The following is a 15,963-nucleotide window of genomic DNA, read 5'->3' as shown; positions in this document are numbered from 1 at the left end:
TTTATATAACCTCCTGGATTGAGATGATAAATGATGACAAGCGAAAAAATCTTTAAAATCAGTGTATCGCTCGTTGTGTTATTTTCTTTCGTTTACTGGGGGCTTGATCCCGAATTTATCTGTAAATTTGCCAGTGACCCATCCAGTACCTGTGATTATTCTGAGCGTATTCCATTGCTTAACTTTATTTCTTCAGTATGGGCATTGATGCTGACTGTGACTCTGGCTGGCATTCTCGTTAAGTGGGTCAGAAAAAATTAGCCGCAGCTTTTGAACCGGGACAGGCTCTTCATAACGTCTTGTGTTCCGTCTGGTATTGCAACCGGGGCAGAGAGTATTTTACTTCAGATAATAACCTGAATATTTGAAATATACTTTTATACCAGACGATGCAGGTTCGTTGCGTACTTAATTCCGAATATGTCAAATGTGAAATGAATTGCAATCGGATAATGTGATTTTGCTGTTTCCAGATTTGTTCTCTTCCTGTTTTATTCCTCTATTTTTAAAAATTTCGCTTTGTACTTATTAGCCAGTGAACCGACTTTGCTAAAATATCCCTACAGCAACCCAACTGACGGTCGAGGTTAATAGTATGGAATCCGAACAGCTCATCACTAAAATTACTCAGACACTGAAACGCCCCGACGGCTCTGAAGTGCGTATTGTGGTGCAGCAGTCATTTGGCTTAGGCCTCACGCCTTCGCTGGGTGTGTATGTCCTGCGTCGCCCGACCACTGTCGACAACTGGCAGTTGTGCAAAAACACACCGCACAAGGACTGGCGCACCATGTCGGTGGATGAATACCAGAAACACGGGCGTTCTGAAATGCTGCGGTACGTCTCCATCGGCGAAATCCTTCGCCTAAGCGCCGCGATTGGCAAACCGATGAGCTACGTTGATACCTGTCCGGGTTTACAGGGCTGATGGTGTATTTTACCCGTAGCAGAACTGACAAATTTAAAAATTGCAGACGGAGAAAAATGATGATTAACAAACAGGGCAACGCTGTAAATCTCCCGGACTTAAGCCGACTGTATATTATCTCAGGCCGCATGATGTTTGATGATGAGGAAGAAGTGATGCTGGTTGAAGCCGACTCCTCCGGTGAAGCAGAAGCGGCATTCCGGCGACATATCGCCGACAGAGAGGCACACATTGAAAAGGCACTTGTCATTTCGTCGGCGTCCCTTCAATCACTGTTACCAGACCGGATCATTGTTTCCGCCCTGACACATACCTTATAACTGAATCTTTCCCATTTAATAAATGCCGCCCTTGTGGCGGTTTTTTATTTTTTCCGCATAATTACTTAATGCCGCCCTCTAAATAATGGCTGGATTAATAAATATGGCGCCTGTCTTCTCTATAAAAACTTCGAAAATATTTCATTTCGGGTTATTAGGTGCGGGTATCTGTTTTGATATTATCTATTCACAGACAGCAATCACACTTAATTAAATAAGGAGTTATGCAATGGCAAATAATTACACTCAGGCATCCTTCACAATTCTCTGTTCACAGGAACAGGCTCAGATGGCTCTGGACGCGATTGCGTATGTTACGGACACGGATGTGTCGGAAGGTGATCACCTGCTGTCTAAACCTGCTTCAGAGTGTTCCCTCACTGAACTGCTGGTCCTGGGTATTATTCAGAACCACCCGGAGTGCGATCCGTTTGAGCCGACTTTTGGTCAGCCGGAGTCACCAGAAGACAATTACGAGCTGGAACTCAAAGCGGAAATCACCGGTAGCGGTCTGGCAATCAGCCATGATGAAAGCATTAACCTCGACCACGCAATCGCGGTAACAACTGCCGTGTTGTCGGTGTTTAACCTGCCTGAAATGGTCACAATCAATGCCGCTTTCGTCTGCGACCGACCACGCGAAAACGAGTTCGGCGGTGCGACAATCGTGGTGACTAAAGATACACACCACTATGAGGAAGGCTTTAATTTTTCCCGCCTGATGAACGAAGCCCATGATGCCGGTGTTCAGTATGCGTTGGTGAAAGTGAACCAGTATAACCACGAAAACACATACACAGAATGCTATCTGATGAGCTGCAAAGCGTCTGAATCGCCTTATGACGTTGCACGCCACCGCCTGGCCTCGGACGAGAGTACTTCTGACGATCCTGATGAGGATGGAGTCATCATTCTCAGCGAAGAAGACAACACCAGCATGGCGCTTCACAGCGTCACCGAACTGACGCCCGTCGTGTACGACAGCCTGAGCAAATTGCTGCCTTCGCTGGACGTATTGTGCCCCGTGACTGCCTGATAACCCTAGATTGCCACCGGGACAGCCGGTGGCATGGAGAGCTGAAATGTTCAATAAACTTTTGATTGCGTCCGCTAGCTGCATCAATGAATTTGCGAGTGAAGTCCCGCAAAGCGTCTTCTTTTCCATTGATACATCGCTGGCTCAGCGTATCCGTGAACTGGCGGCATACGTGAAAGAGAATGATTTGTACGTTGCAGAGTTTTTCTTCTATGACTGCCTCTGGTCCGAAACATCGGAAGAGGACATTGAGGAACTCATGGCGAAGGCTGCATTTATTGAAAGTGACAGTAACGGGCAGGAAACCATGCTCCGGGACGTCATGCCGTCCTCTCGCACGGAAACAACTTCCATCCGGGTCATGAAAGAATCATTTCAACTGACGGCTGTACCCCGCCATTGCGGTGATGACATGATGCTCAATACCCCCAGAATTCCGTTGGCAGAGCTGGAATCAAATACGACGGTTTTAATTACCCAGCAGTATTCGTGAGAGCGTGGTAAAGATAATATATTTATTGCCGCGTAATTCTATTTATTCAGTGCTATTTAGTTAAATTGGCATAATTCCAATTTAACTAAATTTATCTTCACATATTGCACTGAAGATATTAGATGGGTTTAATAAATAACGCGATAATGCAGCGAAAGCCAAAATTCAGGAAATAATATGTATATCGAAATAAAAGAAACATTCCTTGAATTACCCTCAGAAATTCAATTTTCTGAGGCGGCTAACGCTGCCATTCTGACGCAGGATAAATGGGGCGATGTCTGGCAAACACTGAAGACCGATGCGGATCTGAATTATACCGATGCCGGTGAGCCGGTCAGTCTCGCATCGCGCGTGACGACGGCAACCAGTGCCATTTATCATGCGATTACCGAAGGCTGGACCATGTGCGTCGGCTACAGCGGCGGGAAAGACTCCCACTCGCTACTGCACCTGTTCCTCATGGCCCTGATCCGTGCCGTACGGAACGGGTCGAACGTCAGCCAGCACCACTTCATTCAGATCTCCAACACCCTGATTGAAAACCCTGAGATGCATCATCAGTCCACGCAGGTTCTCAGCCAGCTCCGAGCCTTTATTGCCGAACAGCAACTGCCCGTGACCGTCCTGGTGGCCCACCCGTCCATGACCCAGAGCTGGGTCGGACGCATTCTGACCGGGCGCGGACTTCCGACCTGGACAAATTCCAATACGCGTCAATGCTCTACAGATCTCAAACGCTCTCCACTGCGCCAGGCCAAAGCCCGTTATTTAAAAAATGCACCAGCTTCCGTCCGCAACAAAGTGTGCCTGATGCTGGGTTCCCGCGATGATGAGAGCGCCCGTCGGGCAGGCAACATCCTCAGAATGGGCGGGCAGTCGGACAGCGTCTCGCTCACGGAGCTCGGCGGCGAACTGTACCCGGTGAAAGAGTGGCGGACACAGGATATCTGGTCATTTCTGATGGCCTGTGGTTCGCTGGCGCGATTTCCGCTGCCAAGCTTTTTGCCGGACAACTTCAGCCTCGCCACGCTTTACAAAGACGCGACCGGGGAATGTATCTGGACGCCGGAGAAATACACGGCCCGGTCTTCTGCCTGCGGCGCTCGCTATGGATGCTCGCTATGCTGCGCCGTCGGCATTGACCACTCGATGGAAACCTTACTCCGCACTGATCCTGAGAAGTACGGCTACCAGGCTGGTCTAAACCGCCTTCAGCGTTTCCTGACCAAAATCCAGTACGACTGGAGCCTTCGGGATTATATCGGCCGCAAAGTGTTTGAGGGCGGGTATGTGCGTCTTCAGCCCAATGTTTTCTCGTCGTCCCTGACCGAACGACTGTTCCATATCTGTTGCAGCCTCGATTACGTGGAGGCCCAGCGGGCCGCAGCGGTGCGGGAAAAGTTACTTTCTGGCGAGGTCGAAGATACGGCGCATAACCGCCGCATGGCGGAGCCGCAGTTTCGACTGGTGCAGGAAGCCAACGTGCTGCATATCGACTTTCTCTGGTCACTGCATTGCTTTAACCCGCGACCATTTCGCGCCATCGAACTTTACCGCCAGGTGTGGGAAGGGGGGGCACTGGATCTGCTCGACGATGAGCCAGCTATGCAACCCGTACCCCGCACGCCGATGCCAGCACCACGCTGGATGAAGTTGCCGGAAGGCCGTATCGGGACGTCATTTGACGGGCTGTCTGATCCGTCTGCCGAAATGGCCTATTTTGACGGTCGGGAGGATGACCGTGCTTCCCGCAGCCTGCTGAGCAGCGGGGAAAGCCTGAACATCGTTGCATTCGAAGAAGAGGATGAGCTGACGGTCGATGAAGACACTGCGTCCTGGATTATCTGGCATGAATATGACGGATTACGCCAGCGTGTGTCTGACGGTGAGTTTACCCCCGTGGCGGCGGCACAGTACCTGCTTAGATACGGCGCCGTCCGAATTTCCCGGGGGAAAGGTGCGGTGTACCACCGCCTCGCTCAACGCGGGCAGGCCTTTTCACGTCTTGGCATTAACGACCAGACGCCGCTGCCGTCCCTGCTCGTCAGCCACCGTTTCAAGATCCTGACCGACTGCGATTACCGCCTGCTCGTTGCCCGTAAACTGCGGGGGCAGCGGCAGAAACTGCGCTTCTGGTGCTGTGTTGCGGCCTGTGTGGCGCTGCACACCCACAACCGAACGCCTCTTGGGGCATGGATCACGACGCAACTGGAGAACGAACGCCAGCAACATCTGGCCCGGACGGGTGACGAACTGAAAGCCGGTCTGCTCGACGCTGTACTGACTCTCTGTAACCTGCGGATTAAGCCTCAATCAATGCAACCGGAGGAACGGTTGTATTACCGGGCTGTCAGAAAACGCTTTCTGACGACGTTAGCCAGGTGTATTTCCCAGGAGTACGACGAAACCTTACGGGAGGTTATTTGGGCGCTGAGGATGCTGTCCGGTCCCCAGTCTTCGAAAAAGACGGGATTCCGGCATGTGGATGATTGCCGGGAGAGTACTGCGGCACTGTTAAGGCCTCTGCTGAATCGTCTGGTCCGCCTGCTGGCGTGAGGCAATTAGCACAATCAGACAGACCTAAAAAAGCGTGAAAATAGCCCCGTTAACGGAAAAATAGATGAAATGTGTGTGGTGTAATGCTCGCAGGGGTGAAGTCCGTTACGGTGCGGGTTTGAAAAGTAACTTTTTTCATCAGACTAACAACATCCATTTTAAAACTATTAGGGACTGATATATGACCGATAAAGAGGATAAAAAAAGGAACTTAAGGAAGATAAGGGGCATTTCAATCAACTGGGAATTTAATAAGCCCACTGGTAAGGAACACCTGCTATTAATTATTGCCATAGTGGCATGTATTTTCCCTAGTCAGATTTTTTTCAATTCCTCTCTATGGAGCGGCTTCCTGTATTTAATTTGTGTTGCGGGTAGTTATGCATACCTGGCTATACCTCATTTTAAACATCGTAAGGAAATCTGGAAGGGATGGCTTGACCAGTCGCTGAAAGAGTACCAGCCGCTTGATCTGCAAGCTTGGGAGGTTTTTAAGGCCCGCGTTAGTGAGGAAGGCATGACTTATGTTGCTTTTGAATCATGGATGAATACTGAGGCTAGTGCTTTATATAAAGAACCCAAACAAGAATGGTCATTTGTCGACAAAACACCGGTCGGAGAAAATGATCAGTCAGAACCTGTTCAACAGATTTCAGTAAGTAATAAAAAAGAATAGATAATTTTAATCGAAAACCGTCCTGAAAACAGGGCTAATTATCCAGAGGATTGCACTATGACTATTCAAGAAAAAAATACCGTTTTCATTTTTAATGCCTGCCACGCTGACAAGGCCACTGCCTCCAGCGCCAATGCACTTTACAGCCTGGAAGTTGAATATCCGATGACCCTGAATGATTTGTCATTGCTGTGTGAGTCTGTCGCGAAAGCGTTGGATGCACCTGGTTGCGTGAAATATGAAATTACGACCGAGCCGGTAGTGGAAGCGGATGAAGATTAATTCGGGGTGTGTACACCACGTTTTCAGGAAGGGATGTAGAGTCCCGCGACCGTGTAACGACTGTCGTTTCCAGGGATGGGCGAATAAAGATGGATAGGCTTCTCAATGTGTGAACCATGTGTGAAAGGAGAAACCACAGTGAAGACACGTGGAATGCTTTTTAAAGATGAAATGGTCAGGGCAATTCTGGCAAACCAGAAAACACAGACGCGGCGGATTATAGAGCCTCAGTACAGTTCACCTGAATGGTCGGTAAGGCCTGCGCAAACACCGCGACATCGTGGGCATACGCATGACTGGTGGCTTCCAACAGGAACTCAGCCAAATTCGGCGCTTCGCGCCTGTCCGTACGGTGTAGTTGGCGACCGTATTACTGTACGTGAAGCGTTTTCCTTGCTCGGGAATGAAGATGCGTGCGCGGTGGACTGGAATGACAACATTGTGATGGACAGATCTGAAGCAGCCCGCATTTACCGTGCGAGCTGTGAACAGCGTTCGGGGGATTATGGGCTGTGGTCGATCCCTGATGAGGCCGACTGGAAGCCCCGTACAGAAAATATGAAGTTCGAAGGTGCGTGGACACCTTCTATCCATATGCCTCGCTGGGCCAGCCGTATAGTACTGGAAATCACCGATTTGCGAGTAGAGCGGTTAAACAGCATCAGCGAAGAGGATGCGAAAGCTGAAGGAGCCCCAACCGAATGTTGTGTTATTGGCGATAAGCATTTTCTTGGCTTCCGCAGCCTTTGGAAAGACACCTATGGAGAAGACAGTTGGCAGGCCAACCCGTGGGTGTGGGTAATCAATTTTGAGCGCATTGCTGGGGAAGTCGCATGAATAATGAGGTGAGTTCGCTGGGTACGGAAAAACCCGAAGGTCCTTTTGTTCTTCTGACGTTAGTCGGTGATGGTTTTATCTTCGATGAGCGGCACGAGATTATCAGGATAAATGGAAGACCAAAGCAGGTCGGAGTAAAGCGAAATTATTTTGAATCTGATCTGGGGGAAGGGAAGGCGAAATACTGGACAGTGGATATTAATGAGGCCCATGTATTCCCCACTCTGGATGCCGCGACCGAACAGCTATGTAAATTAAGCCGACCACACCTGATTAAAATCCGAAAACTAATTCAGGAAATTTAATAAAAAACCGTCTTAATATGGTTGGGAGGTCCGGTGAAAGTTCTAAATAACAAAGGCTCAGTAATCGAATTACCCAATTTTTCAGAACTCCTCCCGAAGGTTAAATCTGATGATGGGCGATTTTCAAAGCCCAAAAATAAAATATCCAAAGAGCAACGAGCCGAACTGCGTTTGAAATTTGGTGGTCGGTGTGCCTATTGCGGCTGTACTCTGCCGGAAAAAGGCTGGCATGCCGATCATGTTGAACCGGTGAGGCGGGATTTTGAAATGGTCAGAGCCCCCGCTGGAAGTCGAGTGACACACCAGGCTCGAAGTACCGGTAAGGTCATGCATCCTGAACTGCATGCAATCGAAAATCTTTTTCCGGCTTGCGCCCCCTGCAATCTCTTTAAAGGTGCATTGAGTGTTGAAGGAATGCGGAAAGAAATAAGCCGCCAGGTAGAACGCGCCAGGGCATACAGCGTCAACTTCAGGACCGCAGAGCGATTTGGATTAATTGAAGTCACGGAGAAGCCGATTGTCTTCTGGTTCGAAATGTATCAAGCGACACCGAAATAATTGAAACCATAATAAACGAGGATAATGACGATGTTTTTACACCTGGTACCTAAAATCCTGCATCCGATGGGAAATCTCTGCACGCTGGATTCCGTGAGCGTCACGGAACTGTCGCTTCACCTGACAGGAAATGACCTGGTTGCGATGCGCCCTTATCCGAACAAGCAATACCTGGTGGGTATGCTGAAGGGTCGCAAGGCATTGAATGGATTTCTGGTCAAAATTCCCCGAGCGTTAGAAGAGTTTACGATGGTCTCCGTCTGGAATATTGAAGGATACGGCAAAATAACGCACACCCTGAAGACCTTTGTCGAAGATACGGAATATGACCTGGTTTCCCATGACGTGCTGCTGGCGCAAGGGAGCTACCGGGCACAGGCGTCTGAAGAGTATCGTGTTCACCCTGTCTATAAAAACATTGCGCCGGTACACATCGAACCGAAGATGGAGTCCCTGCTGTCGACCGAACCCAATTTAGAGAACGATGTCTGTGAAACCTATTCGTGGGGGATGCTGGTGCGTACGCGGGAAGAGGGGTTTAAGGCAATGACGATGCCATCAGCCCGTCTCAGGGAGTCTGAGGCACTGCGGGGGGATCGCCAGCCACAACCGGAGCAGGCCATTGTTATTAGCGGGTGAGTGGCGATCAGCCTGATGTCGTTGCACAGGCTGACAGACTCTCAATGGATATACCGGGGAAGTTGATTTTCCAACCTGTAGGTTATTCGGTTCGTACCCCGATTCGGTATAATTAGTTAAATCATAGTTAGTTTATTATGTGTAAGGACATAAACATGGATGAATATCTGGCGCTGGACAAGGCACTCATCGAAGTTCTAACCCCGGTTCCTAAGCCGTTCGCGACATTATTTGCCGGAGAAATCAAAGCAGAGTGTCACAGGATTGCCGCTAGGGAAAGCAATCCGCAACCATTGCGGATTCTTGACCGCCGTTTGCAATCGCTAATTAAGGACGGTCGCATTTCTTATACAACCGGAAAAGGTTGGCTTAAATGTGGTGGCACCGTATAACGGTATTTTCAATACAAAAAATTGGAAAGAATCATGACCAGCAATCGCTCCCGTGAAATAAAAACACCGCCTGTGCATATTATTGCGGATTACGTTCTTCGCTTCATGAAGAACAATAAAGAAGCAAAATTGTACGAAGCAATGAGCCGTCTTGAAAGTAAAATCAAACTCTTTGTTGCTGACGGCCATGATGAGCAGCATATCCGGACACAGTTAAATCAGGCCACACAATGTCATACCAAAGAAACACTGAAACGGGCCTGTGAACGGATTTGTATTTAACCTCATGTTATACATTCTGCGAGTGGTAGGCTGGCCTTTGACATCGTAGCCAGATTCTACCACTGAAAGAGGGACGCAATTTTAATGAAATTTATCCTGTTGTTTTTCATTTTAGTCATTCTGATCTGGGGGTTTACAGGTCTGGCTTTTAAAGAAGCCATTATATTTACGTCCGTCGGACTGAGCATTTCGGTTGTGGCTTTGTCTGCTCTCCTTGTGGTAGTTCTGACATTTGTAATGGCTGCAATGTATGCAACTCAGGAACTGGGTGCGCTGGGAAAAATGATTATCGCTCAGGTTGTACTGACCGGATTATGGAACCTGGCTTTTTCTATTATCCCGGACGGAAAGTTACTTTCTTTTTTCGGCGTAAATATCTGGCAATCCGGCTCATACCTGGTTTACTTCATGGCAGTGTTGATAGCTGTTTTCGCGACGTTCGTCGCGTTCCAGAAGCAGCAGTATTTTTTACCTGATGCACCATAAGCCTTCCGATATGGAAGGTTTTTTCCTTCAGTGCTGAGTTTATTTATAGCGGGTCTGTCTTTACACCTTTTTAAACTAAATTCTGTCCTATCTAATTTATCTATTTTTTTTTTTTTTGCTCTTTGGGTTATTAGCCGGGAGAGTCGGTTTGTTATATTGGGTTTACACCAACCGAGGGCAAAAAAATGCAGATTAATAAAGTCATGTCTTTTCTTGATATTCTTTCTAGCTGGCTTGAAGACAATATTAATATGGAGTCTGAGCTGGTCTTCGATAATGATGTAGACAATACCACCTCAGAAGCCCTGTATCCCGCAGTGGAAAAAGCTAACGCGGTATTGAGCAAACTTGCATCTCTGTCGTCTGATACGATTCAGGCGACGCGTCAGCGTTTACAGGACGCTGTCGAAGGCAATGGGGAGGTTTCTCCTGCTGACGTCAAAGAGCTGCTCTTGGCAACCAAGCATTTGATGCTAGCGCCGGATTGCGGAGAATAATCAGATGAGCAGATTAACATTCGAGATTTCAGGGGTAAAAAAACTGCTTAAAGAAATCCAGTCAGCGGATCAATTCCTTGCAACCGTTGATCAGCTTTTTGAGCCAACAAATTATCCGGGGGGGGTGCCTCTTAACGAAGCTGGTAAGACGGAAAAAGAAGCTTGCCTGGCAGGGGAAGTTTTCTGGCCATCGCCAAAGCATATGGTTCAGACCCGTCTGACCCCTCAGATTACTCTGGTAAAAGGCCATGGCGTCTGTCTGATTACCAATGCTTCTCTGGATGGAAGTCCTGTCTCCCGAGATACAGCTATCTATGCCCGTGGAATGAATCCGTCGCTTGATGAAGATTGGAATTATGAGTCTGATCAGATTATGGGAGGAGATGATAGTACAGTTACAGTACCGCTTGAGTGGTTTGAACTCGCAATCGAAAAGAAACTTAAGGCTTTTAGTCTCAAAGTATCCCCTACAAAAATAACGCTGGTGAATGGATAAACGAGTCACAGGCTGTATCGGTCTAACATGGTCTGTCCCTGATCTTTCAGCCAGCCGAACAGACCCACCTTAAAAGGAGTATTATGGCTGACACAAAGCGACCTATTTCCCCGCTTACACAGGCCCAAATCTATGTGTTGCATCGTCTGGCAAGCGGAACGCAGTATGAGATCTGCGGTGAATTTCGTCGGGCCCGGGAATGCCGGATGTATAGGGGGGCATCGGATGATGTGCGATGCCGTAGCACCCCGGTCCTCTTTCGGCTTGGGTTGGTTGAGCTGGCCAATCCGTCCCAGCGGCCTTTACCGGGAAGTTATTATCAGGTCAAGCTGAGCGCCACTGGGAGTGATCTCCTGAGGTCCATCGAACGCGACTAAATTTTTCAATTGGAACCGTTTTTCTCTCTGATATCAGGACGGGATGACCACAGGTACCTCGAAAAGAACCTCGCCATTGCCAACCCTGAGGCGCTATTTTTTTCTGGTCAAAATAGGCCCGTTAGCGAAAAAAAAACGGTATCTGATGTGGTGTAATGCTGTTGTCATTTCACCCCAGAAGGATAGCTACTGATGAAATTGTTTTATAGCAAACCAGTTCGCTTTATCGTCATTATCTGTGTATTTCTCCTCGGCGTTGATAACTTGAGCGATATGTTCGCCGATGTTTCCCGATCTGTATTCTACGGCGGTCTCGCTGCTCTCCTTGCAATTGCCGTCGTCATTGCCCGAGTTGGTTACACCAAAAATGCGGACAAGGCCAGCCAGGCGCAGTAACTTTTACTCAGCCACCTTTCGGTGGCTTTTTTTTCATAAGGACTGACTCATGCACAACATTGAAATTTCTACCGTCGCCATTTTCAGCGCCCAGTTTAAAAACATCGAAGACGCCGAGAATGCCGGGGCCCTATATTCAGTCGACATCGAATATCCGATGACGCTGAATGACCTGTCGCTGCTGTGTGAATCCGTAGCAAAAGCCGTTGGTGTCCCTAATGGAGTAAAGTACCAGTTTGTCACTCAGCCGCAACCGGAAGAAAGTGATTATTAACGCTTATGGCGACTGGCTGAACAGGAGAAGAACATTGCCCCATGTTGATCACACCCGGACGCTCCGGGTCCAGCTGTACGATGCCAGCCGCTTTCATGATGGCGCGACGGCGGAACAAGCTGGCGAACTGCATACTGTCGCATTCAGTAAACCCGCGATTACCGATGATATTCAGAGAATTGTGGATACCACTGCCGAGGTGCTCGGTAGACGCTACAGCGTTAACGTATTCTCAAACTGAGCGCCGGAGAAGGAGGTGTCCAGGTGACCTCCTTCTACCTTTTTTTAAATCAAAGACCGTCAAATTTAATTCCCCTGTCAGACGTCATCGGCACACTTAAAATAAAACCCGTCCTTTTCCCGGTTGCCATTTTCACTTTTCAGATATTCGTCAAAATATTTCACCACGGGTTATTTGGGCCAGAGGCCGTATTGATATAATGAGTTCACATTTCTGAAAGGAGTTTTAGATGAATAAGTCTCTGGTCAGCTTTGCGGAATTATCCGGCGATGCTATTAATCTTGCGCGACAGTCGGTTATCGAGATGGAAATGACCGCTGCCCGGGAAAAGATTGGAAAGGCTCGTTCGTTATTCCGCTCAGGTATTCATCGTGCTGTTAATGGCTATCCGCTGATTCAGTCGGCGGCTAACCAGATGAGCGTCATTAAACGACTCCAGAGCGACACAGAATATCTCGATGCCTGTATTACTGAGAATCTTTGTATGTTCTCGACAGAGGGTTATCTGTACCTGTTTATGCAACGCCGCTTCATTAATGAACCCGTGTCTGAAGGCCGGGAACTGAACAATATTTCCATTTAAAGGTGACATTATGAAACCATTTGGACTTGCCGGAAAACCGCAGCCTGAGCCCTGTGGCTGCTGCTGGTACTACCCGGAGGATTGCCGTTATGCTGCTGCGAAACCGCTTTACCGCCGCAGCCAGCGTAAGGCTGAGCGTCAGCGTCAGCGTGCGACTATTACCCGCACACTGGCCGAATCACGATAGCCGTAAGGACTGCTCATGCCTGGGCTGACAGTACCCTGTTACCTGGCGGCATTATCCGCTGTGAGTGATTATGATTAAATACGTCACCACGTCGACTTCCCCGATATCACCGGAGCAAAGATGAAACTCAGTCAGTTGGAGGCGGGGATGACCGTTTGGTCACTCTTCCGAACCAAAATGGGCAATACCACCATTAAGACAGTAACTCTTCATTCTGTCGTTATTCAGGAGGTTTACGATAACCACGTTATCGCCAGCTGGAACCGCAATGCGCCGCGTCGGTTCGGGGAAACGGCGATAAGTAGCTGGAAAAAAGATAAGCCGCTACTCATCCGCGACCGTTCCGGAAGTGCCCGTTTGGCGACGCGGGAAGAAAAATCCCGAATATTGGAATCAAAATAGCGCCCGTCCATCTTATCGGTTTGGCCCGTTCCGTTCTCAGCGTATTCCGGTGATGGCAGTTTCCCCCCCCCACTTAACTGTAGGGAAACAAAACAGCTCATTGCATCCCACCTTCCTGCTGTCATTTCCCTCTTTAATCCCGTTTTTTTCGAGCCCTTAACCCGCAAACTAGCTCCCGTTCACCGGGTATGATCAGCGTGTCTGTGACCATTAATTTTCAGAGTGAGGAGAGGGTACATGAACCAAACTGAATCGGACCCGTCCGGATATACCGCAACAACGGTCGATGAAGAACGCATGGCCATCAGGGAACTGATCGGCGAAGTGGTCGGCCGCTACCGTAGACAGGTACCGCCTGATCGCGTCCAGAAAGCTACTTTTGAGGTGAATGGCGGGCTGCTCATGGGGCTTTTGCTTGCTCTGCTGATGCTGGTATGTATTATCCAGCGTGTGGCAACTGGCGACCGACTGATGAGCTTTACCGGAGAGCCTGACGTCCGGGATATTCAGTTTACCCTGATGCTGGTCATGGAGCTCGCACTTGGCATTGTTGTCTGGTTCCTGATTGCGACGGGGGACTATTCGCGTCCCTGGCTCTATCGTCTTACTCCGGCAAAACCCGTCTGGCTTTTTGATGAAGTGGAGGACTCCGATTTGGTGCTGCTTTCCAGCAATCCCTTTATCAAACGCTGGCTTCACGAGGAACTAACGAAAATCAGGCGACTGACGTATACCCGCCTCGATGAGAAACTGGAGAAAATCGCCCATTACCCGGATAGCCTAATGCACAGTTGTGTTCGTGCTCACCGTTTGTCACTGATCGCGGGTTCGAAGACTGACTGATTACAGCCGGAAAGAAGCGGGGGACCGGACGGGCTGGCGGCGTTGAGTGTAGAGATTTGCATCCGTCTGTTTCGTCAGCGATTACGTCAGCCGTCCGCTGTTACGGCCTGCGAGGCAGCAAAACCTGAAATACTTACTTATTAAATATTTAGGCGGTCGACCTGTTCGTTTGAAGGGGGCTGGGTGGTATAATGGCTTCGGTGCTGGAGGCTTTTGCCCCAGCCAGCAGAATCACTGTTTGACTGTGGTAAAAAGCAGAAAGCCCCGAGTAATTTTTTCAAATTAACCCGAGGCCCCTGATGCTAGTCACATTAAAGGTTAGCCTCTTACCTGCAAAAATGCAAGGAGAAGAAGCCATGTGTTAACACCAAGCTGTAATGTCCCCTTTGAACCATTCTAAAATGTCCCCAGACAATTCTCTGGGGGATTTTTCATGATCAAAGAGACTGTTACGATGAGTCATAAGGAACTCGACCGACTTCACATTATTCAGGAGTCACTTAATCGCCATATTACTCAGGAACAAGCTGCGGCACGCATTGGCATTTCTATTCGGCAGGTTAAACGTCTGGTGCAACGGTATAGAAATGAAGGGCCTTCTGGTCTAGTTTCCCGCCGACGTGGAAAGCGTCCCAATAATTCCTTTTCTACCGAATTCAGAGCAACAGTAATTTCACTCCTCAAAGGCCGCTACGCTGATTTTGGACCTACGCTTGCGTGCGAAAAATTGCGCGAGATACACGGCTTGTGTTTATCCATTGAAACTCTCAGGAAGTGGATGGTAGAGGAGGGCATATGGCGCGAACGTCGTCGTAAGTTTGCCCGAATTTATCAGCGCCGGATGCGGCGCCCATCCTACGGTGAACTCATCCAGATTGATGGCTCGCCTCATGACTGGTTTGAAGGTCGGGGCCCCAAATGCACACTGATAGTCTTTATCGATGATGCTACCAGCGCTCTGATGGCGCTACGATTCGCTCCTGCAGAAACAACCCGGGCTTACATGGAAACCCTCCGGGGTTACCTTAATGATCATGGCGTACCACTGGCTCTCTATTCTGACAGACACAGTATATTCAGAGTAAATAACCCGGAGCGGGAAGGAGAGTTGACTCAGTTCACACGTGCGATAAAGACACTGGGCATCGAGCCAATCCATGCCAACAGCCCGCAGGCAAAAGGGCGGGTAGAGCGTGCCAATCAGACACTGCAGGACAGGCTGGTCAAAGAAATGCGGCTTCAGGGTATCAGTGATATTGAAACAGCAAACGCATGGTTGCCGACCTTTATTGAAGCCTATAACAACCGGTTTGCTACGCCGCCTCGTATTGCTGATAACGCCCATCTTGATGTACACCATTCTGAAGAGGAACTGGGTTATATCTTCAGCCTCCAGGCGAAGCGCGTTCTCTCCAAAAATCTCACTTTCCAGTACAAAAGCAGTGCGTTTCAGATTCGCAGTGAAGGCCGGGGATATCGACTTCGGCATTCGGTTGTCACGGTATGCGAAAGCTTTAACGGTGAAATTAAGGTTCTGTATGATGGGAAAGCGTTGGGATGGGAAAAATATGTTGATGGCCCGGAGCCTATACCACTGGATGATGAAAAAAGTGTCCATGAACGTGTGGATAATGCCCGTTTTGATTTACGCTCAAAATTCTACGTAAAACCTAAAGCTGACCATCCTTGGCTCACGCGCCGCACGCAAAGTAATCAGCAAGTGAAGCCCCCTAAATTACCCAGAAAGAAGGCTGATCCCGATAAAATGGACTGAAACCAGGCGTTATTCAGTTGAGTGCATATCCAGTCATAGGATAGATTCTTACGTAGCGTTTCTGGCGTGCATTTTCGGGTGGTTTGTTACTGTTTTTAAC

Annotated in this window: 25 protein-coding genes; all 25 read left to right on the top strand. The window is 48.8% G+C overall.

Annotated features, from left to right (window positions below):
- The first annotated feature begins 30 nt into the window (after positions 1-30).
- The 25 genes from ACQG11_RS24745 to ACQG11_RS24625 all read left to right on the top strand — a co-directional run bounded on the left by ACQG11_RS24745 (position 31) and on the right by ACQG11_RS24625 (position 15,863).
- Positions 31-261 (top strand): hypothetical protein, encoded by a 231-nt coding sequence (locus tag ACQG11_RS24745; protein WP_022652119.1) that lies wholly within the window; start codon positions 31-33, stop codon positions 259-261.
- Positions 262-595: 334 nt separating this feature from the next.
- Positions 596-928 (top strand): hypothetical protein, encoded by a 333-nt coding sequence (locus tag ACQG11_RS24740; protein ID WP_022652118.1) that lies wholly within the window; start codon positions 596-598, stop codon positions 926-928.
- Between the two features lie 56 nt (positions 929-984).
- Positions 985-1,248 (top strand): hypothetical protein, encoded by a 264-nt coding sequence (locus tag ACQG11_RS24735; RefSeq protein ID WP_032610382.1) that lies wholly within the window; start codon positions 985-987, stop codon positions 1,246-1,248.
- Between the two features lie 229 nt (positions 1,249-1,477).
- Positions 1,478-2,284 carry a hypothetical protein gene (locus tag ACQG11_RS24730; protein WP_015063028.1) on the top strand — a complete coding sequence of 269 codons (807 nt, stop codon included), beginning with the start codon at positions 1,478-1,480 and terminating at the stop codon, positions 2,282-2,284.
- 46 nt (positions 2,285-2,330) lie between these two features.
- A complete protein-coding gene (locus ACQG11_RS24725; protein ID WP_015063027.1) occupies positions 2,331-2,777 on the top strand; it encodes a hypothetical protein in 447 nt (148 codons plus the stop codon).
- 177 nt (positions 2,778-2,954) lie between these two features.
- Positions 2,955-5,336, top strand: a complete 2,382-nt coding sequence (locus ACQG11_RS24720) for a phosphoadenosine phosphosulfate reductase family protein (RefSeq protein WP_044713534.1) — start codon at positions 2,955-2,957, stop codon at positions 5,334-5,336.
- 181 nt (positions 5,337-5,517) lie between these two features.
- On the top strand, positions 5,518-6,012 hold the full coding sequence (locus ACQG11_RS24715) for a hypothetical protein (protein WP_015063025.1): 495 nt from the start codon (positions 5,518-5,520) through the stop codon (positions 6,010-6,012).
- Between the two features lie 57 nt (positions 6,013-6,069).
- Entirely contained in the window at positions 6,070-6,294 is a 225-nt protein-coding gene (locus ACQG11_RS24710) for a hypothetical protein (RefSeq protein ID WP_022652360.1), read from the top strand.
- Positions 6,295-6,432: 138 nt separating this feature from the next.
- Positions 6,433-7,131 (top strand): hypothetical protein, encoded by a 699-nt coding sequence (locus ACQG11_RS24705; RefSeq protein ID WP_022652359.1) that lies wholly within the window; start codon positions 6,433-6,435, stop codon positions 7,129-7,131.
- Entirely contained in the window at positions 7,128-7,436 is a 309-nt protein-coding gene (locus ACQG11_RS24700) for a hypothetical protein (RefSeq protein ID WP_022652358.1), read from the top strand. The genes ACQG11_RS24705 and ACQG11_RS24700 overlap by 4 nt, the downstream gene beginning before the upstream one ends.
- Positions 7,437-7,469: 33 nt before the next feature.
- Positions 7,470-7,994, top strand: a complete 525-nt coding sequence (locus tag ACQG11_RS24695; protein ID WP_022652357.1) for an HNH endonuclease — start codon at positions 7,470-7,472, stop codon at positions 7,992-7,994.
- Between the two features lie 30 nt (positions 7,995-8,024).
- The gene (locus ACQG11_RS24690) at positions 8,025-8,633 is read left to right on the top strand and encodes a DUF6012 family protein (protein WP_022652356.1); all 609 of its coding nucleotides are present in this window, start codon (positions 8,025-8,027) and stop codon (positions 8,631-8,633) included.
- Between the two features lie 155 nt (positions 8,634-8,788).
- A complete protein-coding gene (locus ACQG11_RS24685) occupies positions 8,789-9,025 on the top strand; it encodes a hypothetical protein (RefSeq protein ID WP_022652355.1) in 237 nt (78 codons plus the stop codon).
- Positions 9,026-9,058: 33 nt separating this feature from the next.
- Complete coding sequence (locus ACQG11_RS24680; RefSeq protein WP_022652354.1) at positions 9,059-9,307, top strand: hypothetical protein; 249 nt, start codon at positions 9,059-9,061, stop codon at positions 9,305-9,307.
- A gap of 84 nt (positions 9,308-9,391) precedes the next feature.
- Entirely contained in the window at positions 9,392-9,793 is a 402-nt protein-coding gene (locus tag ACQG11_RS24675) for a hypothetical protein (protein WP_022652353.1), read from the top strand.
- Positions 9,794-9,978: 185 nt separating this feature from the next.
- Complete coding sequence (locus tag ACQG11_RS24670) at positions 9,979-10,290, top strand: DUF957 domain-containing protein (RefSeq protein ID WP_022652352.1); 312 nt, start codon at positions 9,979-9,981, stop codon at positions 10,288-10,290.
- Positions 10,291-10,294: 4 nt separating this feature from the next.
- On the top strand, positions 10,295-10,786 hold the full coding sequence (locus tag ACQG11_RS24665; RefSeq protein ID WP_015063020.1) for a DUF3085 domain-containing protein: 492 nt from the start codon (positions 10,295-10,297) through the stop codon (positions 10,784-10,786).
- A 569-nt stretch (positions 10,787-11,355) separates the two neighbouring features.
- A complete protein-coding gene (locus ACQG11_RS24660; protein WP_022652350.1) occupies positions 11,356-11,559 on the top strand; it encodes a hypothetical protein in 204 nt (67 codons plus the stop codon).
- A gap of 49 nt (positions 11,560-11,608) precedes the next feature.
- Positions 11,609-11,833, top strand: a complete 225-nt coding sequence (locus ACQG11_RS24655) for a hypothetical protein (RefSeq protein ID WP_022652349.1) — start codon at positions 11,609-11,611, stop codon at positions 11,831-11,833.
- A 34-nt stretch (positions 11,834-11,867) separates the two neighbouring features.
- Entirely contained in the window at positions 11,868-12,074 is a 207-nt protein-coding gene (locus tag ACQG11_RS24650) for a hypothetical protein (protein ID WP_426728918.1), read from the top strand.
- Between the two features lie 229 nt (positions 12,075-12,303).
- On the top strand, positions 12,304-12,657 hold the full coding sequence (locus tag ACQG11_RS24645; protein WP_022652347.1) for a hypothetical protein: 354 nt from the start codon (positions 12,304-12,306) through the stop codon (positions 12,655-12,657).
- 10 nt (positions 12,658-12,667) lie between these two features.
- Positions 12,668-12,844: a hypothetical protein gene (locus ACQG11_RS24640; protein ID WP_162859439.1), complete on the top strand. Its 177-nt coding sequence runs from the start codon at positions 12,668-12,670 to the stop codon at positions 12,842-12,844.
- A gap of 120 nt (positions 12,845-12,964) precedes the next feature.
- Complete coding sequence (locus ACQG11_RS24635) at positions 12,965-13,246, top strand: hypothetical protein (protein ID WP_022652345.1); 282 nt, start codon at positions 12,965-12,967, stop codon at positions 13,244-13,246.
- 237 nt (positions 13,247-13,483) lie between these two features.
- Entirely contained in the window at positions 13,484-14,089 is a 606-nt protein-coding gene (locus ACQG11_RS24630) for a hypothetical protein (RefSeq protein ID WP_015063019.1), read from the top strand.
- Between the two features lie 433 nt (positions 14,090-14,522).
- Positions 14,523-15,863 (top strand): ISNCY family transposase, encoded by a 1,341-nt coding sequence (locus ACQG11_RS24625; protein ID WP_000589001.1) that lies wholly within the window; start codon positions 14,523-14,525, stop codon positions 15,861-15,863.
- Positions 15,864-15,963: the final 100 nt, after the last annotated feature.

The organism is Enterobacter cloacae complex sp. 372C4, from assembly GCF_050030615.1.
Lineage (GTDB): Bacteria > Pseudomonadota > Gammaproteobacteria > Enterobacterales > Enterobacteriaceae > Enterobacter > Enterobacter intestinihominis.
The sequence above is the reverse complement of the archived record's forward strand: the minus strand, read 5'-3'. Positions and strand labels throughout refer to the sequence as shown.